The following is a 20959-nucleotide window of genomic DNA, read 5'->3' as shown; positions in this document are numbered from 1 at the left end:
TACACAATTCATTCAGGCATGGCCAAATTTTTCCTTATGCTATATAATATGCCTCAATTGTACATTTAGTTTAAGGATAGTAGCCATGCCTCAAACACCATCACCGCTTAGGTATCCTGGCGGAAAAACATCCATCTTGGACATGGTATCTACAATTTTAAAAAATAATGATCTGCTTGGCGGTCATTATGCAGAGCCATATGCTGGAGGTGCTGGACTGGCACTCTCGTTATTATTCCATGGTTATACTCACGAAATTCATTTAAATGATTTAGATAAATCTATTTGGTCTTTCTGGCATTCCATTATAAATAACACAGATGATTTCATCGAGAAAATAAACACCACACCTGTAACTATTGACGAATGGTTAAAACAGCGCGAAATACAGAATAATAAAGATAATGTGACAGTTTTTGATTTGGGATTTTCTACTTTTTTCTTAAATAGGACAAATCGTTCTGGCGTGATTTTAAAAGCCGGTGTTATTGGTGGGTTGCAGCAAAATAGTGATTATAAAATTGATTGTCGATTTCATAAAGAAAATTTAATTAAAAGAATTAAAAGGATAGAGAAATACAAGCATCGCATACATATTTATAATAATGACGCATTAGATTTTATAAAAAAGATAGATCTGTCACTCCCAGAGAAGTCACTTTTCTGTATTGACCCTCCTTACTATAATAAAGGCTCTACTCTATATACTAACTTTTATATCGCAGATGACCATACTACTTTATCAAAAGTGATCTGTGATATAGCTCACCCATGGATCTTAACATACGATGACGCGCCTGAGATTCAATCTCTGTATAATAAAAACAAGCAGTATAAGTTTAATTTAAATTATAGTGCTGCAATAAAAAGGATTGGCACTGAACTTTTAGTGGTTAGCGATGAAATTAAAATTGTCGGGGATTTGAAAGTAACCCCCGTTTCCAGTAAAAATATTGCAGCATAATAGATACATAAATGAAAGATACTTTATTTGTGTATCTTTCATTTTATTAATAAAGCCTTGCTGTCAACATAGCCAAACACCCACCAATAAACCCCTGCGCCGTTTGCATCTCTTTTCTGATTGTCCCATCTGAGCACTTACGCCTTTTAGCTATCATTCGCAGTGAAACACCATATACATAGTGCAAAATCACCAGCTCATACTCTTCTGGTTTATACTTCTTCAGCCGCGCCACACAGCCATCAATCATAATGCCGTCATCATCACAGCACTGTGGCCGTGATTTATTGGTATAGGGGAGCAGCCCCTTAAAGCCTGCGGCAATAGGTTGCCAATCTACCTGGCTATTATCATTAGCGGCCCATGATCCCCAAAGCTCCAATAAATATTGAATATCCAGCATTGGTTTTTCCTGCTCTGACGGCAGGCTTTGCGGTGCGGCTCTCATAACTTCCCTTCCTTTCGTAAAATATACTGTGTGCGCATAACGCCCTCTGCGTGATACAGACGGGCGGTGTCACTATCAATTAAACGGGTGCGCCGGTCACACTCGTCGTGACATGCACAGCATCCCCAAGCCCCCTGCTCATCAGGTGGTTTAATGGCGGTGCCACAGGTTCCCGCTAGCCGGTAATGAGCCAGAACCACGGTTTCAGAGTTGCCATTGCATATGCCGGGGATTCTTATTTGACACTCACGGCCCCTTGCCTCTTTGCGTAAATTAGCCACAAATCCCCCTACGCATAACTTAATAGCTGGCTAGCTGCGTTTTCTGCGGCAGCTGGCGTACTAAAGGTTTTGTTCAAGATGAATTGCCAGAGCACATCAAGAGTGGCTTTGTAGAGTTCGGAGAATTCGGTATCGTCCATCGAGGCAAAAGAGATCGATTTAGGCTCTTTAAATTGCGAGCCATCTGGCATTTGAATAATGGCGTAATAACCGGCTTGAATGGTTGTCCAGCGGCGAAAAGCATCAAAAGATTTAAGCAGGGTTACACGGTCGGCCCGCTGTTCTGCCAGGGTATCGAGGTACTGACGGGCTAATTCTTCCAGCGTATCGCTATGACCGGCATATTCTGCCAAATAGTTTACATAGCCGCGCACCAGTTTCTTTTCTTCAGGCGATATGGTGCCACCGGAGGGTGTCCAGTAATCAAAACCCAGATTCAATAAAGAGAAGTATTTACGGTGAAACTTTGGATTGCGAACCTGCTTAAAATCAGCGGTGAGAATAGCCCCCAGCTTGACTTTATAATGCAGAAAATCCCTAACATCGGGTGTGGCCGGTGTCAGTGTCTCATTGCCAGATTTGATAAATGAAAGTTGTGCCATCTTGCCCCCAAGGGTGATGACACAACAACAACTTAGGTTGTCAGTTGTTCAGGCTGACTTGGTTATTATACCGTTAAATATCAGGGATTGTAATGATATACCCCGCTCTTTTTGCCATCTCGATAAAGGCTGGCAGCGTTGCTATAAATTGATCCGGTCTTAATTGTGCAATACTTATTATGTTACCTTTTTCACTATGAATTACAGTTCGACCATCCGTTGGTAAGTGTTGAATCAAGTTTTCTATAGTAATCATTAAGCTAATACCTTTATGATCTCAATAACCCCATACAGGGGACCTGGTTCAACCGATTTCATGTGAATGTCAGTTAAGTAAAGTTTCATATTCTAAATAGCGGATATAACCACATAAAAAGTATGAATATCAGCGATTTCTTGTTGATTATGCCGCCATCCTCCAGATACACAGCTCTGGCATATTGGCCCTTACCAATGCCTCGGCAAAGGGTGGCGGCACTGCATTGCCACATCTTGCCACCTGTTCAGATTTGGGCCAGAGGGTGCCATCTATATCCCGATCAATAATGTAATCTGGCGGGAACCCGCTGGCATTGTAGAGTTCACGGGCAATCAACATGCGCATACAAATATCAACGATGATGTATTCGCCCACAGATATATATTGTGGTCGTGGCGCGGGGAATAAATGCCAGTCGTCCGATAAATCGCTGAAATGATCCACCAACCGCGCGCAGTTCCATGCGTTGTAGCGTTGCTCGTCGGTCAGGGGTTCTATATCAAGATTATTTTCTACCAGTCCGAACCGTTCTTTGGTCGTCACCGCGTGTATTGGTTCTGAGAGATCTACTGAGCCACCGGTACCGTAATACTTGGTCAGAAAGGCGTTTATTATCCCGACATGATTACCGCCGGCGGTTAAGGTCGGTACTGGTTCAGTGATCGGTTTACCATCGCGGCATGTGCCGCGCAATTGCACCAGGTGAGATGTACAAAGCGCGTGGTGATCAACCGTGGTGATGGTGTGCAATGGCTGGTTAATATTGATGCCTGCACCGGTATAATTGCCACCGTAATGCTTTACCAAATGGGCAGCGACCATACCCATGGCATGACCATTACCACCAGGGCGAACCGATGTACCGGCGGTGACTGTGGATAATGGCTCATCACATTGTTGGCCTATAGCGCCGGTTCTAAATTTGGTTATATGCGGTGCCAGTATTGCACTGGCTAACTGGCTTTTACCTCCCCCACCCGCCGTAACGGTACCCAACGGTGTATTGATATCATTTGCCGTACTGTTACCGAACTGACGCACAACAACAGGCGCAGCGACAGCAAAACCATGTGTTCTGGTAATGGTCTGCAACGGATCACGTAATGATTGCCCACGGAAGCAATCATATTTGGTTTTGGTGCTGGTGTGGTTGCACTTCACCGCATACGGCTCCAGCAATAAATGCTCGGCCTTGCTGGTGATGGTGGTTAGCGGTTGGTCTATTGGATACTGCAGACGATCGCCACCGAAACCGGTTTGGCCCAACCGCACAATAAACGGATCAGGGTTATCAATAACAAAGCGTTGCAGCCCTTTGACGATGCGCCGCAAAGTATTATCAGCCAAATCTTTCTTGCGACCGAAAATAGAGCGTGTCGGCTGGCTCCAGTCGATACACTCCGCCGCCGTTCGCCAAGGTTGTAACATGCCAGAAAGCACATCTGCAGAGTTTGGTGCGCCGTGGCTTGGCTCTGGCCATACAACCGGCTCACCGTCACAACGCCCAACCACAAACAACCGCTTTCTGATGGTGGGGGTTCCGTAATCACAGGCTTTTAGCTCCCGATGATCCACGTTATAACCTAAACCTGAAGTTAGCCTCTCCGCCTCAGGGCCATTGATACCTATCTTCAAAAACTCACACACTTCGGCCAGCGCGGGATGATTCGCATCAATACCGGTACCCAGCATGCCAATAAATGCCTTGAACGTTTCTCCCTTACGGGCGGGATCAGGTCGGTGATTACCCTGACTATCCGTCAATAATGGCCCCCAGCCGCGAAACTCTTCGACGTTCTCCAACATCAGAAAGCGTGGACGTACTGCCAGCGCCCAACGCAACACTACCCAGGCTAAACCACGAATTTCTTTCTTAACCGGCGTGCCGCCCTTGGCTTTAGAGAAGTGGCGGCAATCAGGACTGAACCAACCCAGCAATACTGGTAAACCGCCCGTTGAGATGAGCGGGTCAACACTGAAAATACCAACACGCAGGAGGTCGGGGCCGCTTCCCTGCTTTTGGTCATACCAAGCATATTTATCAAAGTACCAACGGTTTCATTTGTGACGATGAAGTCAGCAAGAAAAGCCTAACGGACGCCACGACCAAAGCATTAGCACAGCTTGGTTTCAGCGCTGATGTGTTTATGGGGCTGTTTGATGATGCTGAATACACCGCCGACAATAATATTGAGTTCGGTATTAAAAATGCCAGCACTAAAGCTGATGATGTGGTTCGTCTACGTAAAGAGTTAGACGACAAATTCAAAGCCAATACCGAGACGATGAAAACAGCAGTCACGGCGAATGAAGTGACAAAAATCAGCACCTCACTAACACGCACCATCGGGGTTCATCTCAAGAATGCCGAATCATCCCATGATGATGAACACGTCAAATATCTGACCGGCCGTCTAACCCGTTTGAATCAAATCAAAGATGAGTGCCTGGCAAAATTTGTCACTGAGGGAGAAAAAGCATGAGCACAAGCGCCATATCATTAGCCACTGATTACCGAAAATTACAGGAAATGGCCGATAGCGGTGATGAACTCACCCCCGAAATGGTCGCTGACACTCTCTCTGGCATTGAGGGCATGCTGGAAGATAAGTTCGATGCCTTGATGACATTGGTTCGTAACACGCTGGGTCAGGCAGAGATATGCGCCAACGAAGCCAAACGGATGAGTGCACGCAAGAAAAGTTTTGATAATCAGGCTGAAATCTACCGTAAATATATATTGGAATGCATGATTCAGGCCGGTAAAGACTCGATCAAAACAGCGGCCAATACCTTTACTGCCCGAAAAGGGACAAAAAAACTCGTTATCACCGATGTAAATTTGTTGCCTGATGAATATGTAGACTCCGTTTCTCAGGTGCAAATTATCACCACCCCAAAAGCCGATGAAATCAAAGCTGCCTTAAATGAGGGCCTATTGATAGCCGGTGCCAAGTTTGAAACTGGCGAACGTTCGTTAGCCGTCCGCTAACTGATTTTTAAAAATCAAAACTGAACCGGTCAGCGCGTTACTATGCTGGCCGGTCATATCGAGGTATGACCAATGGCTAAATTAATGACATTAACCGAATGGTGTGATGAAACGTATGCGACTGACAAGCCGACGATTCAAACACTCCAACGCTGGGCCAGAAACGGTAACTTTTACCCTGCAGCTGAAAAACACGGCAGACAATATCGCGTGCGGCCTGGTGCCATTTATATACAACCCAAAAGCTACAGAATGGCGAAAACGCTGAACATTTCACATTCTACGATACCGCCAATATTGGAGAAGATGGGTTATGGCAAAAAGGCCGGGAAAGTATGACGCTAATTTGCCCAAAAACCTCACCTTTAGGCGTGTTCAACTAACTTTCTATTGGCGCAACCCGCTAACTGGAAAGGAGTTATCTCTCGGCAAAATTGCCCGGCGAGACGCCATATCTCAAGCCATTGAAGCCAATAATTTCATTGAACAAAACTACACTCCTGTCGCGCTACTAGAAAAGCTCAAAGGCACGCAGGAGTACACACTGGCAGCATGGCTAAAACGATATGACGTAATTTATAAGCGCCGGGAATTGGCCGAAAACACCTATAAAGTTCGCAAGGGACAAATAGCCATGATCAGCGAAAAAATGGGCAACAGGGTGTTAGCTAAAATCAGCACGCGCCATATTGCCGAGTTTTTAGAGTTTTGGGTGGCACAGGACAAAAAAACTATGGCCGCTACTATGCGGTCAGTGTTGTCTGATATTTTCCGAGAGGCGATTGTCGAGGGCCATATAGATAATAATCCAGTGACACCGACACGCTCAGCTAAACCGGTGGTGAAACGTGAGCGCCTGGAACTGGATCAGTATCTCGCTATTCGTGAGGTCGCTGACACATTACCGGCGTGGTTTGGGCTATCAATGGATCTGGCACTGGTGACGGGCCAACGACGTGAAGATTTATCACTGATGCGCTTTGACCAGATTGTTGATGGCAGATTACAGATAGACCAAGGCAAAACAGGAGCCATGATCTCCCTGCCCTTAGATCTTGAACTTAAAGCCGTTGGCCTACGCCTTAGCACCGTGATTGAACAATGTAAATTAGCCAGTAAAACAGACTTTATGATAAGTGCTGGCATCAGAAAAAATAGCCCTGATGGATCACTACATCCAGATAGCCTGACAAAGAAATTCGTAACGGCGAGAAAAGGAACAGATTTTTGTTTTGATGAGAGTCCGCCAACATTTCATGAGATCAGAAGTCTGGCTGGGCGATTGTATGAAAAGGAAAAAGGTAAGGAATTTGCGATGAAACTGCTGGGGCATAAATCGGAGAAGATGACGAACAAGTATCTTGATACGAGAGGGAAAGAATACGTGATGCTATAAAAGACCGAATATCAGATTTCGATAAAATTTCGATAAATTTCGATAAACCACAAAATTCACCATTAAAATCAACATGTTAAAAAGAGACCGAATACGATTCCTAAAGGTGAAAATTCTTAATTTTATCTATATATAACAATAAGATAACCAGAGTTATGACCTTTAGGACACGTTTAACACCGTCTTTAAAAGATCAACATGATCATATACTTATCATCTATTTCGAAAATGCTCGGGAAAAGTTCGGGCGCTAAAATGAGGGAAACATGACATCGACACTATTTATAGTCAGCCTAATCCTGGCCGCCGTAATGATTACCATCCACCCCGCTCTCTGCATTCCTTTTGTTATCGCTGCTTACCTACTGGCTGGTAAGGGCAATATGCACATGGACAGTAATGCCAGCATCATCTTGGGTATCATCGGATTTATTCTGTTATTGGTTCTGTTCATCATCGTTAAAGATGCCCTCAAATAAATATTGATGCTGTAATATGGATTAGTAGCTACTCAATATGACAGTCGGCTAAGAACGAAAAACGGGCGTTCTGCTTGTAGAAGAAATGGTATGGAAGTTTCTAGATTTGACGCGGAAGTTCAATTTACTGTGTGCCTAACAATAGAGCGACGAGTAGACTGTAAACTGCAAGAAGGGTATACTAACCTTACAACTTAAAATTCTTCTGGAGAATCATTAATGACTACCCGAACCACACGAAACGATGCATCTGACAACGTTACTGTGATTATCCGCGGCGGTAAGTCTGGTTCCCGTAGCGTTAGCCGTCGCTCAATCGCTCAGTCCGCAATGAGCAACGCAAAAACATCTTTCGAGATTGAAGGACATCGCTATAGCGATGCTGACTGGTCGAAAATCATGCGCATAGCTGATCAACTCGAAGCTGTGATTTAAGCCAACGCCTTGTTGAGTAAGGCTGTTAAAATCTTCGGAAAACCTTGTACAGCCTTCCTCACGGCAAAATGATAGTAACGTTTTTTCTTCTTACTGTTCATGGAAGCAGTTAGATCAAACGCATAACCTCTTGTCTTAGCCACCAACTCCAGATAAAGCCTCATCGTTCTACCATTGCCATCTTCGAAGGGATGTATCCATGCCAGTTCTTTGTGGGCAAACACCAAGGCATTAAGCATCCGTTCTCTATCACCACCTACCAGCCTCAGATATTGATTACTGAAGTCATGGCAAAAGTCTCTCATAGCTTTTTCAACTTTAGATGGATGCATCGTTGGGAATTGCCTTTCACCGATAACTAACTCGATTTTCCGATACTGACCAGCCCAAGAATAGATGCCTTTAAAGAGTTCGTAGTGGCATTCTTTAAAGGTCTTCTCACCCATGCTGAGGTTGCCATTCGTAAGATATCGCAGGATCATGCGTCTGCTTCTAATCGGCGCATAAATTTCTTCGATTTTATTTAACTCATCCTGATAAGCCGCGTAGATTATGTTGGCTGGAGCGCGATAACGATCTGTTCGATTGTTAGACACAAAGAAAAAATTACCAGACTCATACAGGGCCCATGTCTCCGGCACCACAGAGTTCGGATCGTTCGGCATCAGACGAAGAAAACGCTTGCCTTTCTCTTTTCTCACCCCTACCACAGTCGCACACACCATAGGCTGTATCTGCTTTCCAAAGAACCAGACAACCGAGTCACCCATTTGAATTTCATTACGGCCAAGGTCAAAGAATGATTTCCTATATCGCTCAAGGTGAGCGATTGAGGGGACAGGGAAATGCACCTTCGAACCTACGATCAGTTCAGCGCGACTCTTGTTCCAGTAAAAATGAGTTTTACCGTTTAGGCTTGGAGTTGTTTTGATGTGAATGATTTTGTGGCTGTTAAGATCTTTATGGCTAAGATAATCAACACCGTCAATTGCTTTAATATGTTTTTTCACTAAACCAATCGTCCCTTCTAACGAACAAGCCAAAACTAACAATAATCAACTTATTATCCTACGTTACAGGAGTAATTGCTTCTAAATCCTTGAATGTGCACTTTCTTAACGGGTACGGATAAGCATAATTTTATCGATTATGAGCGAGGATCGAGCATAACCAATACCGCGTACTGAGGAAAATTTGTCCGGCAAGCACCTTGTTACCCCAACATGTCTGCATATCTCACTGTACTGCTTCCCGAATCGCAACTTTCCAATCCACCAAATTTATTGGCCAATATTAGATAATAACTACTTGCTTTCGGGCAAAGTCAACATGCACATGGACAGTAACACGAGTATCATTCTCGGTATTATTGGTTTTTTCATGCTATTAGTTTTATTTGTTGTTGTACGAAATGCACTCAAATAGACATTGAAGAAATACTACCGCACCGCTAGTATCTATTACTGATTTTTTACCCATAGGAAGGGAATTATGAACAACGGCCACCCAGCAGTATCTGACTCTGATAAAGAACTAACTCCCCTTATTGATCATGCCTCACATTTAGTGGGTGACGCAGCGCGTAGAATATTTATGGCTGGTGAGATTATTAACAGCGACACCTTAACAGAGTGTTTAGTTGATGACCTGACTCTAGCCCAAGTTAAAAAAGAAAAATATAAAGTAGCCGCTATAGAATTAGCTCTTCAGTCAATACAGCACAGAGACCTCTCATCTCAATCCTAATAAATCATGGGAGCTTTTATAGCTCCCGTAAGCTGATTAAATGATGCTACTTTTTAACTGGGCTAACTAAGTTACCACTATCTGTACCGTAGTATTTCTTCGTAGTCATCCCTTGCTTGTAGTAGTCATTGAGAAGCCTAAGAAAATTTCGACCTTGCTTTTCATCTTCAATGACGATTTTTCCATCTTCATTGATGGTGAACTCTTCATCTTGAAACATTTTTAACACACCATTCATTGATTGAACCTCGCCTTTATTCAAGGTGGTGTGATTACCCTTCTCTGCAATATGTGCAAGTGTTTTTCTTAACGAGGGTTTATGTAGAATAGCTTGCTCAATAATATCCAAGCCTTCGACGAGGTCAAATTCCCTGATTGCATTTAAAGTTTTTTGGGCAGCCTCTGTAAATTCGGCTTCTAGCCCTACGATAGACTCAAAACTCTTCTTATGGAATACATAGAATTGTTCCTTTATATATATACAGTCGATTTTATCATCAAAATTTATAGCACTACCATCAAATGCTCTTAGCTCTTTGTCTGATTTATCAAAAAGCGCAAATATACGTTGAGCAACATCTTGTGGTTCGTTTGTTGTCACCTTACCTTTACTTATTTTCCGGAATGAATAAGTAAGTTCCAAACCATTTTGAACTTTAATACAGTAGGCCCACAAATCGTCCTGAATTTCAGCTAGAGAGGTAAGAACATTTGGTTTATCACTCTTGATATCTTCATTTATAATTCTCGAGAATGAAATGGCATTATTCATCGCATACGCATAAATTTTATTATCAATATCGTCGTCAATCACAGTGTATTTTTTCATCTCAATGTCATCTTTTGAAGCATGAGATATTATTTGATTTGATAGCGTACATTTAAAAAAACTTGCGATATCAGGAGCGATAGGAGCTTTAATAACTTTAAAATCGTATTTATCGGTTACCTTTGCACTTTTACTCATACCAGTCTTAAGGTATCTAGTGACAAAGTACAAAGATACTTTAACCTTTTCATCGTCCTTTAATTTCTCAGCATATTCTAGTAATTCTTCAAGCTTTAACATTTTTATTCCTTGTGAAATTCAGCATAAAAAAGTTTGGGGCCAAGGTCTTCAATATCAAGGAGATCATCTTCCTCTAAAAACTTTGATTTGGTTAAAATCATTCCACTACGTTTTCTTTCGCTTTCTATATCTAAATAACTAACCTGATATAACGTGTACTTGATGCTTATTGTAGGATTTATAAGTATCATGCTGGAGTTAATATAGATCAAAGCCGTTACCGTCAACAATATTGCTATAGGGACAACATTGGATAATAACGATAAATCTTGAAAAACAAAAGGTATTATATATGTGAACAGATAACTTATTGATTCATTGTTTTTGTTCTCTATATCTAATATTTTAACAGTTCTTCCACTTGTTTCACACCGACGTTTTATATTTTTCAAAAAGATGTTCAAGCCTACTATGCCAAACAATGACAATGCAATTAAAATGCTTACAACACCGAAATACTCAATAAAGATAGTTACTGACTCAATGCTTATATCCTTCCAGTTTAAATAATCTCTATAGGTATAAAGCTGTACAAAACACATGATGAAAAATAGAGGGAGATAGGACACTATGAATAAAGCAATTCTAGCTCCCAAATGTAATTTATTAACTCTCATTATCATCCCCTATTAGTGACATAAACATTTTAGTACATACAGTTCGTACAACGCACCAATTTTGTTGTGTCAGCTATCACATAGTTTATATTAAAACGCTGTTTTTTTTTAATGAATCTTCTCCGATCATAAGTAGAAAACTCAGAACTGCGTCTAAGTCGCCACATGTTTAACCAACGCATTTTACGGATCTTGGTCTATAACCTCACTGCGTTAGCGCGATCACGCGCTATGAACATCCACTTCAACACCGAGCCGACTGTCATTTCCGATTACACCCAGCCGAGGTTACTATCGAATTTGCAATTCAAACCTTCTATAATCGTGACAGCATTGCCTTACCCAAAAGTTAATAAATCAGGGAGTCTTTCCAAACTCCCTTTCAATTCACTTATTAAAATACGGATTCACCCGTTCCACCGCCTGCTGTACCAGTTTATTTCTGGTTGCCATCAACCGGTCAATTTTTTCTCTTTTCTGATCCGCCGTGAGTATCCGGTCACGCCTCATCATTTCAATCTGGGCATTCAGTGCCTTCACTTGCTTTTGCGTCGCTGTTAGCCCCTGACGCTGCGATAACTTCCCTCTATTGTCCTCTATCAATTCATTAGCATCATCACCACGCCCCTGCTTACGGAAGCTATTAATGGTGCTGTTGATCTGGTTGGCTTCGGTCATCATGCGGTAAAAATCTTCGGTGAACTGGGTAGACTTGGCCGGATCGGAACCTCGGAAGAAGGATTTAATCACCGGCATCTCATCCAAGCGCATGGCCGGGGTTTCGCCGTAGTCTTTCAGGTTACGCATCAGCAGATTGGTCGCGCCCATCACATAACCACCTAGGCTGCCGGTGTAGCCCATCACAATATGATCCAGCATCTTCGGTGACATATTGGTAGCCTGCCCAACTTCACGCATTAACAGGCTGGTCTGGTCGTTATAACGCGCACCCGCAATCAAGTTGCTGTCGGCCATATTCTCAATCGGCCCGCCTTTGAAGAAATCATAGTTAACATAGGCTTCGGCAATCGGCATCGCAACTTGTGGGATAGGATTGAACGCCATGGTTTCCATAAAGTTATGCGCCACCAGCTTGCCAAATTTAGCCGCGCTATCTTTACCGCCCAGCGCACGAACAAATCGTTCTGGTAAAGTGCCAAACATCAAGCCAATTTCGAAAGGTTTGGGGAAACGGATATGCTGACCACCAATCCATGCATGCCAATAGGTGTCTTTATCCCAGTCCTGTAGCTCTTCATAACGCTTATCGTCCCAATTTAGCGCCATCAGTGCCAGTGAGGCTGCGGTGATCATACCGCCGCGCTTCAGCACCTCGCCCGGATTCTCTTTGATACCACGGCCTAATTTACTTAGCCCCTGCATACGGGCGTTGAAAAATGGCAGCATATCACTCAGGTTTATCATGATATTGCTGGCCCCCATCATGCTGAAGTCCATTAAGTCGCGAGATTCAAATGCGGCCTGAGCCTTACTTTTCCCCGATTTAATCGCGGCTTCATAAGTGGCCAGTCGGTTGGCGTTTTCTGCTGCTTCACTGAGATTTTTGTATTTATGTAGCCCCTGTTCGACCTTACCCATGACTTCTTTACTGTTGCGGACAATGGACGATTCAAATTCGTGGATCTGACTGTCGTTGTAACCTTTACGCCGCAGCACGCTGCGGATGGTTTTAGCTGTCGATGCCGGATCATAAACATTCGAGTAACCGCCGCCAAAAGTGGCACCGGCGAACATCATATCCACCAGGCTATCATCAGTGCGTAATGCTTTTTTAAATCCGGCCCATGAAGCGGTAACCGGCTTAAAACCATCTTTGTTAATGGCCCATGAATGAATAGAGTCACGCATAAAGTTACGGATGATAAAGTCAGGCATGGATGTGGTGCTGACGGTCAGCACCTTTTTAGCCTGGCGGGCCGCTTTCATAAAGGTAGAGTTACTACGCTCGAGGTCTATCATGGTAAAGGCGCGATACAGTTCCGGATCATTAACCTGAACCAGTTTTTCCTGCCCATCAATAAACACCTTAACCACATCTTTGCCGATACGCTCAAAATCCATTTTGTTCGGTGATTCAATCACCTCCAGCACGCCGGTATCCACAAGATTGACCACTGAGCGACGCATGGCCTCATTTTTCATTGAAGCATCAACCGATTTCGCCACATAGTTAAACAGGTTTTCGATAGGATCCTTGATGGTTAAATCGCTGCCTTTTAACTTGCGTACGGTACTGCTCTGGTTGGCAATGCCTTTGCTGGTCCACGGCCCTTTCACCTCGCCATTTTCGGCTTCACGGTAATAAGGCAAGTACCAGGCATCCTCCCACTGTGCGCGGCTTTCTGGATCAATCAATCCCATATCTTGTTGCAGATCCAGAATCGACTTAATGAAAGCATCATATTTTTTCTTCTGGCTGTCGAATAAGGCTTCATTACCCCGGTTAAGGGTTTTCATATAAGCAATTTCGTCGGCATTAAAGTTGTTCTCTTTGCCCTCTTTCATCAGCCGTTCAGAGCGATGGCCGGCGATCCATTTAAAGAAGTTTTCCCGATGGTTTCCCAGTCCGTCGAGAATACCCATAAGAGCGTCCTCTTTACCGGTACCGGATTGTCGCTCTACTATCCCTTCGGCTTTGTTATAGCGTGGCAAGCCATGCTCTAAAGTGGCGGCAGTAACAGAGCCTGCCCCGGCAGCCATACGCGCTCCAATGTAGGCAGAACTTCGTGCATCATTGATACCGGCAGCATCTTCGGCATATTTCAGCGGAGCCATACCATCAAAGGTTTTGGTATTGAGTTTACGGCCGGTTTCTTTTAGCCAGGCTTTCAGTTCCGTTTTGTCTTTGCTGGCCACTGTACCGTAGAAAGTCTTGGCCTTATCAAACCACCCCTGCTCAACGTTAAAGCCCATTTTTCGGTTGGTTTCAGCATCCATTGATGGGTTGGCAGTGCGGGAATACAGAGCATCAGAGCGTGAAAACGTATTATCAAACTCCCGCGTTCCGGGTTGTTCGCCATCATACATAGCCGTCTTTTTAAACCGCCCGGCGACGGTGCGCAGAATATTGCGTATCTCAGTTGGCGAAATATCACTCGCGTTCATGATGCCGGTTTTCTTCAATGCATTGATCAGCACAGAAACAAAACGGTCCCACATCGCCCCAAGACCGCTGAGTTCTGAGCGCTCCGCCATGTGAGCTAAGAATTCATTAGCCTGCATTTCAGGGGACTCATTGCGATATGACTTATCGACTTCCCGCCAAACATCCTGAATTTCTTTATTTTTACTGTCACGCGTTTGATGTAATACGCGCATGATACGGTCATATTCCACATCACCAATGACTGAAGCCAGCCCGTGGTGTGCCAAGACCTCATGACGCAATTTCGCCCGTAGTTGGCTGTCGGAAGTAATGTTATCCGCTACCACAATCACCCGGCTGAGTTCAGGTTGATAAATGGCATGGACAATGCCGAATTCTTTCGGGATCCCGCGCGGCATCATGGCAGCCGCTTCAGCTTGGGTTTGCACTACCTTAACTTTGATTTTGGCTGCACCATTCAAATTGCGCACCCAGACATCAGCGATAACTTGGGCTCGCCCTTGGCGCATTCCCTGAGCGGTTTTTTCACCCGCAGCAGTGTGGCCGGTATCTGAAATAACATTGCCTTTATCAATATCGGTACCTTTACGCGAATAGAAAGCGATACCTTTATCGGTTGGCTTGGTTTTGAGCGTTTTGAATAGGTGATCAAATGCCTGACGCACGCCGCCGTTTAATTCCGCTTCGGTTGGGTAAGCATAAGTTTCTGGGTTGGCGTGTTCGTCAGCTTTGCGCAGGTTAACCAGATAGTCGTTAGTGATGCCTTTACTCTGGGCTTTATCCAGCAGATAGCGTTCAAAGGCTCGCGCTGACATTTCCAGTTTAGTCGTCCAGTATGCTTTGCTTCGGCCACTGTCCAGCAATGCAGCGCGTTCCATCATTCCACTATGGGTAACTTTATCGACGGCGCTCTTAAAGGCGTCATGCACCTCTTGCCTGACTGGATGGATGATTTCTTGCCTTTTGCCGCTGCTAAATTCATAGCGCGGACGTTTACGATCGGTAATAAATTCGGATGAATGCTTACCGGACGCCTCGCCATGGACATCATAGGTACCAAAATAGTTATCCAGTGCATGGAACCACTCATGAGCCAGTGAGCCTGCGCCATTACCTTTGGTGAGATTGATAACCACTTGCCTAGGCTCATAATGAGCTTTGGCCCCTCCCTTACCCCGCGCGCCAAATGCCAGGCCCAACTCGCCATTCAAGGACAGCGCTTTTGGCGGCACACTCAGTAATTCGGCCATATCGATCAGGGAGTCATAGGCGTCGTTTAATTCAGATTGACGGCGTGGCCCCTCAACATAGTTACCAAACTGTACCCCGCGGAAGCCGAAGGCATCACTAAATTGTTCAGGCGTCACATTACCCTTACGACGCTTAATACCAGTACGTGGCTCATTGGTGGCTTTGCGTTGTTCCTCGCGAGAGACTTTGCGTAATTTATCCAGTTTGGCTTCTATTTCAGCGCGGTTCTCTGCCAGATAAGCGCGTGCCTCGTTGGGTGTTTTGAAGCCCGCTTTCAGCGGCAAAACGCCCATTGCCCCTTTATAGCCAATAAACACGCTCTTATCTGCCCGCCGAGTATAGATCTCCAACTTAGCCTGTTTAGGGACTGCTTCCCCTTTATCACTATTGAGCTGAGTCTCGATAAAGGCCTTGGCTTTGGGTAATAGTTCCGCCATGGATCCCGCTGAAATATTTGCTATCACTCCCCTTGGCGTGACCAGCTGATACAGTGTTTTACCGCCGGGATAGCTCTTGCCGTCAAAATAGGTGTAATGACCGGAATGGATCGTATATTTAGACGCCTCTGCCATTTGCGCAGGTTTGAACTGTGATATCAGATCAATAGTATCGGCGGCAGAACGTAAAACGGGCTTACTGCGGAAGCGGGCTTTTATATCATCAGCGTTCGCATGGCTATTGATAATAGAATTCGCTAAATCACGAATCCCCTTAACCTGTTCAGCCCACTGATTGAGTTTATAAGGGGAGCCTGGTTTGGTCGGGATAACCGAGCGCAATGCGGCAAGTAGTGCCAGTTTCTCTGGTTCAATGCCATTCTCATGCATCTTGGCGTAATCAGGGTGCGGGAAGAGTTTCGAAAGAGGCTGTTTTTTAATTTCTTCGATATCATGATCGGCTTTCAGTGACTCTGCCAATTGGCCCCATTTATGCTTCGCCGCTCCCTTAAGTTCTTCACCAAAATCATCAATTTTCACGTCACTGCTTTTGGCTTGACGTGTTGATTCAGGCGCGGGCAAACGAACGCCATACCCTTTTCCCACCGGTTCAATCGTGGCACCCGGCATCTTGCCCCACTTGGAATACTTCGCTACTTTCTCACTGGAGAAGGGTTGACCGCCGTATAGTTTTAATTCACCGGTTGGCTGCTCATCAGATGCCACAACGCCCTCATTAGAGGGCGCTGTTTTCGTGTTATTCGTTGTGGGTTCAGGTGGCAATCGCACACCAAAACCATCACCTACCGGCTCAATAATAGCACCGGGCATTTTCCCCCACTTGGAGTATCGAGCCACCTTTTCGCTGGAAAACGGTTTACCAGCAAATAATCTTAATTCGCCAAGAGTCTCACCCTTTGCATAAGCTTCGGTACCAGCATCAATAGGGATACCACCCGCACGCTGACGCTGATCGGTAATCGCTGTTTCAGGCTGCCCACCCATGGCCTCCGTAAAGCGGCGTACATCTTTACGCTGCCCTCCCTCAAACTGTGGCGCTTGCCCTGACTGAACATCATCCGGGCTAACAACTGGCCCCTCGGCAAAGATGATGTTTTTATCGGTAATGGCCTGCGGATCCGTTTGACCATCGTAGGTCTGGGTCTCCCGCACCGCGCCTTGCTGCTCTGCCGGCTCCCTCGGTAAATACACTTGCCCACGAGCCTGCTCCCCAGCGGTGAATTGTGGTGCTGCACCGGCTTGAGATTCATCACCTTGAATTGGCCCCGGCATTGGGAAGCCTTCCCCCGGATGAATATTGCCGGGCGCTGGCAAGCGTGGAGTTCGCTGCGCCCGAATCTGGTCAGCTTGCTGAAGTATCGCTAACTCATCAGGTGTAAAGCCTTGCTCGCCCGACTCCATTTGTTGCTGAATCAGATCTTGTGCGGTCGGTTGTGCCTCTGGCTCTGCAAGTGAACGCTGAACATCGCTATCATCAGCAAAACCTTGCACGCGAGGATCCTGACGCAGATAGGCTGGAGTATCGCGGAAATCATCAATTTGAGAGTTGGGTACACCATTTTCACTGACTGAGTTTTGCTGTACTGCCACTTCAGGGGAAGTCTGATTTTCTGCCTGCGGTGTCACTTCTGGCTGTAGGGAGGAATCGATATTTTCAGATACTGGCGAACCCTCGATATCAACTGGAGTCTCTGGTGTGGTTTCCGCTGCGGATCTGCGACCTCGAATCCCACCGATAGTACCGGCCCCCATACCAATCCCACCCCCAACAATTGCATTGTTGGCCCCTGTTTCAAAAACATCTTTCATCGGGTCAATTTTTTGGCCTGCGGTGTTAATTAATTGCTGATTCTGGACATATCGCTGGGAGGCACCTTGAGCAAACTCAGTACTGCCTTCCGCGAAGGTTCCCGTCGCTGCACTAGAAATAACACTTTTAGTTGCCATCTTTTTAGTAAGCAATTTTGCTAGGGTATGATCCCCCAATGTAGAGGCGGCAATATTAATAGCCAGCATCCGAGGATCAGCAGTAACACTATTAGCAGCTTGTTCTGCAACCTGGCTTCGAGCCAAGGTTAATTTTTGTGTGTCAGTTAATGAGGAATTAGAGGGGTCGCTATCAATATCAGCAAACGCTTTTTGGAATGTTGTGCTTTCGAGTAATTGATCAAAGGGGATGGAATTAGTCTCTTCACGCATATCAATACCGCCTTGACCTTGAGCGGTACCCGTCGATACGCCAACAAACCCCGTGACTTGGGCTCTCCTTTTTGCCATCTGAGCAGTTTCTTTTGCTGTGGCCCTTGCCGCCTCTTCAGGAAGCACCTTAATTAAACGATTGTAGGCTCCCTTTTCAGCCATCCTTTCAACCGCATTAGCTCCTAGCTTTGCCCCACTTGCCGTTAAAAACATTTGCGATATTGATGGGATAGCATTAATCATCCATGCATCTTTATCGAATAGGCCAGCCCCTGCTTTGATCCCAGTAACATTCTTATTTTTGTCACGCTCAAACGTTATAAAATCCATCGCAGCAGCTTCTTTAGCGCCCTCGCTATAGTTGCTTTTGATTTCTTTCGACGCACTTTGAGCAAGATCACCTACCCCGCCAATCATTGCATTACCCGCACGTGATAACAGATTACCGCTGTTATCTTGCATCACTTTTAGCATCTCAGGACTGACAGGAATATCAATCAGCGGTTTCTTTTCACCACTTCGGTATTCTGATGCCTTACCATCTAAGTGCTGATTACCCGCCTTAAATAGTTGAGCATTGCCGCTAATGATATCCGCAGGCGCTGCCGCCACCGAAAGAAGTACATCTTTTAAACCTATGCTAGGGTCGTTGACCTGCGGCGCTTTTGACTGCCGTCCAGCAGCCTCACGCGCAGCCCTGACTGCTCCCCAGTCAAAACCCGTATTCGCATTTTCACCTGGCTGCCGGATATTGAGCGTTTCACGATTACTGTTATTGGTTTGCTCTTCTGGACGTTGTTGCTGCGGATCGTAAGTCATTTGGTACTCCTTTATTAGAAATGAACCTTTGGCGCATAGGAAACCAGCCCACCGAGGCGTACCAACCGTACTGGCTCCTCAAAGGCTCATTTCTAATCAGGTTCGATGGTTTGAAGCACATGCGTTGTGCTGGGGAAACTGGAATAAAAAACCCCGGCAGGCGAACCTGTCGAGGCTAGATTTCGTGCATAAAAAAACCGAAGGGCTTTTTAAAGCTCACTTCGGCATCTTTCTGTAATTTAGCGCACTTTAATGAAATTGAGAAGTGATTAGATCATAGCTATAGTTAAAGCCTACTTAATAAAAAACAACTCTTTAACCAGATTAACTAATCCGCCTGAAGATAAAGACGGGAAAAATAAATTCAAACATAAATAAATAGCACCAAGAATTACGAGCCCATCGGCTAGGCGATCTATACTTTTTATTCTTGCCTTTGCTTTTGATATTTTTTTTACAAGATCTATTTCTATATTTTTTGCACTTGTAGTAACTTCATCTCCCTCATCAAATCGTAAATACTTTTTAAAAGCACTAGTGATTATTATTTCAAGAGAATTATAGGAGTCCCTATAAACTTCATTTGCTGATTTTGTAACTGATGATATCATCCATAGACCGATCATAATGAGAGATGCTTCTAAAACGCCACCAACCTTAACTAAAGCACCGACTGCAATCAATGCTCCAGGAATTGTGAACGCTTTGTTTTGACTAGAAGATATATACTCATTAATTTTACTTGTAAACTCTATGCTTTTTTCATCCAACTCATTAAGCATTTTATTAATTGAAAATCTATTTGTATATAACTCATAAAGTTCGTCATACTTTCTCCCAAGATGTTTACATTTTTCCAACACGGCAGCCATATTAATAGATTCATTTCTATATTCTAAAAGCTCCATTAAAGCTGATCGCGTTACTGACCTACGCTCAGACTTATGAACGTCACTGAAATTCAACTTATCCACTAATACATCAAGACATTTAATGGTTTTTTCTGCATCTTCAATTTTTAATATTTCTTCATTGGTCGCATTATTCTTAACATCTATTTTCTTTCCACCATTCTCATCAGTTATGAAAAATACAAACTCATTATTTATTTCATGATCTGCTGTCAATGCTATAATTTTAATTATAGAAACATATAGCTTATATTTAATGATTTCTTCAGAATCAGTGGCGTCAAGTGACGAAGCTTTACTTGGGAGTAAATAAAACTGTTCAGGGATACATAATGTATCTTTAATCTGTTCCCAGAATTGATCTAAGCTATGATAAATAAGTGCCACTCCCCCTTTCCAGTCTTGAAGTTTTAAGCTAATGAAGAGTATATTATCCCTTGGGGGGGAGTAATTCATAAGTCCACAAAACTCTAGGGAATCTTGAATAGTACCGACATCTGAAAGGTACTTCCCAGATAGTTCCCCAGACAAATAGCCAGACTGATAGGTAAATATATTATTTTTCAACATATCGAAAATATATTGATACTTATCAGTACTATTCATAATACCCTCATTTATATCTTGCTTCTGATTGTTTCAGCAATAAGCTGAACATTATCATCACTAATTTTTATAGTTATTGTCTTGTTTTTCTGGTCAAAGACAATAGGTTTCCCCTCACCTTTATTACCAATTGCATTAATGGAAATCCTACAGTCATAATTTTTAGTGTCATCATTAACTGCAATAGATGTAGCTGCAAGCCCTGAAGCAAAAGTTGGCTCAAAAACAGGGTCTACCTTAAACTCTTTTAGATTTACATAATCAACAAACTTATTTTTAATATTCTCTTTATCACAAAAG

At 44.1% G+C, this 20959-nt stretch carries 17 protein-coding genes and 1 pseudogene; 7 read left to right on the top strand and 11 right to left on the bottom strand.

Annotated elements, in window-relative coordinates:
* Positions 1 to 85: 85 nt before the first annotated feature.
* The gene (locus tag FTA91_RS02525) at positions 86 to 964 is read left to right on the top strand and encodes a DNA adenine methylase (protein WP_145582891.1); all 879 of its coding nucleotides are present in this window, start codon (positions 86 to 88) and stop codon (positions 962 to 964) included.
* A gap of 46 nt (positions 965 to 1010) precedes the next feature.
* Here FTA91_RS02525 and FTA91_RS02520 read toward each other — a convergent pair whose 3' ends face one another.
* The 5 genes from FTA91_RS02520 to FTA91_RS02495 all read right to left on the bottom strand — a co-directional run bounded on the left by FTA91_RS02520 (position 1011) and on the right by FTA91_RS02495 (position 4549).
* Complete coding sequence (locus tag FTA91_RS02520) at positions 1011 to 1367, bottom strand: antiterminator Q family protein (protein ID WP_145582933.1); 357 nt, start codon at positions 1365 to 1367, stop codon at positions 1011 to 1013.
* Between the two features lie 41 nt (positions 1368 to 1408).
* Positions 1409 to 1693, bottom strand: coding sequence for a DUF1364 domain-containing protein (locus FTA91_RS02515; protein ID WP_145582889.1), 285 nt, complete (start codon positions 1691 to 1693; stop codon positions 1409 to 1411).
* A gap of 8 nt (positions 1694 to 1701) precedes the next feature.
* On the bottom strand, positions 1702 to 2295 hold the full coding sequence (locus FTA91_RS02510) for a DUF1367 family protein (RefSeq protein WP_048615665.1): 594 nt from the start codon (positions 2293 to 2295) through the stop codon (positions 1702 to 1704).
* Between the two features lie 73 nt (positions 2296 to 2368).
* The gene (locus FTA91_RS02500; RefSeq protein ID WP_145582887.1) at positions 2369 to 2551 is read right to left on the bottom strand and encodes a hypothetical protein; all 183 of its coding nucleotides are present in this window, start codon (positions 2549 to 2551) and stop codon (positions 2369 to 2371) included.
* A gap of 147 nt (positions 2552 to 2698) precedes the next feature.
* Complete coding sequence (locus tag FTA91_RS02495; RefSeq protein ID WP_413081215.1) at positions 2699 to 4549, bottom strand: DNA cytosine methyltransferase; 1851 nt, start codon at positions 4547 to 4549, stop codon at positions 2699 to 2701.
* A 152-nt stretch (positions 4550 to 4701) separates the two neighbouring features.
* Between FTA91_RS02495 and FTA91_RS02490 the strand changes: the two genes are divergently transcribed.
* From FTA91_RS02490 to FTA91_RS02470, 5 genes are all read left to right on the top strand, one after another.
* Positions 4702 to 5037, top strand: coding sequence for a hypothetical protein (locus FTA91_RS02490; RefSeq protein ID WP_145582885.1), 336 nt, complete (start codon positions 4702 to 4704; stop codon positions 5035 to 5037).
* Complete coding sequence (locus FTA91_RS02485; protein WP_145582883.1) at positions 5034 to 5546, top strand: siphovirus Gp157 family protein; 513 nt, start codon at positions 5034 to 5036, stop codon at positions 5544 to 5546. The genes FTA91_RS02490 and FTA91_RS02485 overlap by 4 nt, the downstream gene beginning before the upstream one ends.
* A 72-nt stretch (positions 5547 to 5618) precedes the next feature.
* Positions 5619 to 5885 (top strand): excisionase, encoded by a 267-nt coding sequence (locus FTA91_RS02480; RefSeq protein WP_145582882.1) that lies wholly within the window; start codon positions 5619 to 5621, stop codon positions 5883 to 5885.
* Positions 5860 to 6942 (top strand): tyrosine-type recombinase/integrase, encoded by a 1083-nt coding sequence (locus FTA91_RS02475; RefSeq protein WP_145582880.1) that lies wholly within the window; start codon positions 5860 to 5862, stop codon positions 6940 to 6942. The genes FTA91_RS02480 and FTA91_RS02475 overlap by 26 nt, the downstream gene beginning before the upstream one ends.
* Before the next feature lie 266 nt (positions 6943 to 7208).
* A complete protein-coding gene (locus FTA91_RS02470; protein WP_145582878.1) occupies positions 7209 to 7421 on the top strand; it encodes a hypothetical protein in 213 nt (70 codons plus the stop codon).
* A 431-nt stretch (positions 7422 to 7852) separates the two neighbouring features.
* Here FTA91_RS02470 and FTA91_RS02460 read toward each other — a convergent pair whose 3' ends face one another.
* Positions 7853 to 8866 carry a Fic family protein gene (locus FTA91_RS02460; protein WP_145582874.1) on the bottom strand — a complete coding sequence of 338 codons (1014 nt, stop codon included), beginning with the start codon at positions 8864 to 8866 and terminating at the stop codon, positions 7853 to 7855.
* Between the two features lie 481 nt (positions 8867 to 9347).
* On the opposite strand from FTA91_RS02460, the gene FTA91_RS02450 reads away from it, so the two are divergent.
* Positions 9348 to 9602 carry a hypothetical protein gene (locus tag FTA91_RS02450; RefSeq protein ID WP_145582869.1) on the top strand — a complete coding sequence of 85 codons (255 nt, stop codon included), beginning with the start codon at positions 9348 to 9350 and terminating at the stop codon, positions 9600 to 9602.
* A gap of 46 nt (positions 9603 to 9648) precedes the next feature.
* Here FTA91_RS02450 and FTA91_RS02445 read toward each other — a convergent pair whose 3' ends face one another.
* The 5 genes and pseudogenes from FTA91_RS02445 to FTA91_RS20015 all read right to left on the bottom strand — a co-directional run.
* Positions 9649 to 10671 (bottom strand): Kiwa anti-phage protein KwaB-like domain-containing protein, encoded by a 1023-nt coding sequence (locus tag FTA91_RS02445; protein WP_145582867.1) that lies wholly within the window; start codon positions 10669 to 10671, stop codon positions 9649 to 9651.
* A 2-nt stretch (positions 10672 to 10673) separates the two neighbouring features.
* A complete protein-coding gene (locus tag FTA91_RS02440; protein WP_145582865.1) occupies positions 10674 to 11288 on the bottom strand; it encodes a hypothetical protein in 615 nt (204 codons plus the stop codon).
* A 387-nt stretch (positions 11289 to 11675) separates the two neighbouring features.
* Positions 11676 to 19142, bottom strand: coding sequence for an LPD38 domain-containing protein (locus FTA91_RS02435; RefSeq protein ID WP_145582863.1), 7467 nt, complete (start codon positions 19140 to 19142; stop codon positions 11676 to 11678).
* Positions 19143 to 19435: 293 nt separating this feature from the next.
* Positions 19436 to 20659, bottom strand: coding sequence for a hypothetical protein (locus FTA91_RS02430; RefSeq protein WP_145582862.1), 1224 nt, complete (start codon positions 20657 to 20659; stop codon positions 19436 to 19438).
* Between the two features lie 11 nt (positions 20660 to 20670).
* A pseudogene (locus FTA91_RS20015) lies at positions 20671 to 20959 on the bottom strand (hypothetical protein); the annotation flags it as partial.

The sequence above is a fragment of the Yersinia thracica genome (assembly GCF_902170565.1).
GTDB classification, from domain to species: domain Bacteria; phylum Pseudomonadota; class Gammaproteobacteria; order Enterobacterales; family Enterobacteriaceae; genus Yersinia; species Yersinia thracica.
The sequence above is the reverse complement of the archived record's forward strand: the minus strand, read 5'-3'. Positions and strand labels throughout refer to the sequence as shown.

Bases quoted from the DNA above. Each gene is read 5' to 3' on its own strand.
- FTA91_RS02525 (WP_145582891.1), top strand. From the start codon at position 86: ATGCCTCAAACACCATCACCGCTTAGGTATCCTGGCGGAAAAACATCC.
- FTA91_RS02520 (WP_145582933.1), bottom strand. From the start codon at position 1,367: ATGCTGGATATTCAATATTTATTGGAGCTTTGGGGATCATGGGCCGCT.
- FTA91_RS02510 (WP_048615665.1), bottom strand. From the start codon at position 2,295: ATGGCACAACTTTCATTTATCAAATCTGGCAATGAGACACTGACACCG.
- FTA91_RS02500 (WP_145582887.1), bottom strand. From the start codon at position 2,551: ATGATTACTATAGAAAACTTGATTCAACACTTACCAACGGATGGTCGA.
- FTA91_RS02490 (WP_145582885.1), top strand. From the start codon at position 4,702: ATGGGGCTGTTTGATGATGCTGAATACACCGCCGACAATAATATTGAG.
- FTA91_RS02485 (WP_145582883.1), top strand. From the start codon at position 5,034: ATGAGCACAAGCGCCATATCATTAGCCACTGATTACCGAAAATTACAG.
- FTA91_RS02480 (WP_145582882.1), top strand. From the start codon at position 5,619: ATGGCTAAATTAATGACATTAACCGAATGGTGTGATGAAACGTATGCG.
- FTA91_RS02475 (WP_145582880.1), top strand. From the start codon at position 5,860: ATGGCAAAAAGGCCGGGAAAGTATGACGCTAATTTGCCCAAAAACCTC.
- FTA91_RS02470 (WP_145582878.1), top strand. From the start codon at position 7,209: ATGACATCGACACTATTTATAGTCAGCCTAATCCTGGCCGCCGTAATG.
- FTA91_RS02450 (WP_145582869.1), top strand. From the start codon at position 9,348: ATGAACAACGGCCACCCAGCAGTATCTGACTCTGATAAAGAACTAACT.
- FTA91_RS02445 (WP_145582867.1), bottom strand. From the start codon at position 10,671: ATGTTAAAGCTTGAAGAATTACTAGAATATGCTGAGAAATTAAAGGAC.
- FTA91_RS02440 (WP_145582865.1), bottom strand. From the start codon at position 11,288: ATGAGAGTTAATAAATTACATTTGGGAGCTAGAATTGCTTTATTCATA.
- FTA91_RS02435 (WP_145582863.1), bottom strand. From the start codon at position 19,142: ATGACTTACGATCCGCAGCAACAACGTCCAGAAGAGCAAACCAATAAC.
- FTA91_RS02430 (WP_145582862.1), bottom strand. From the start codon at position 20,659: ATGAATAGTACTGATAAGTATCAATATATTTTCGATATGTTGAAAAAT.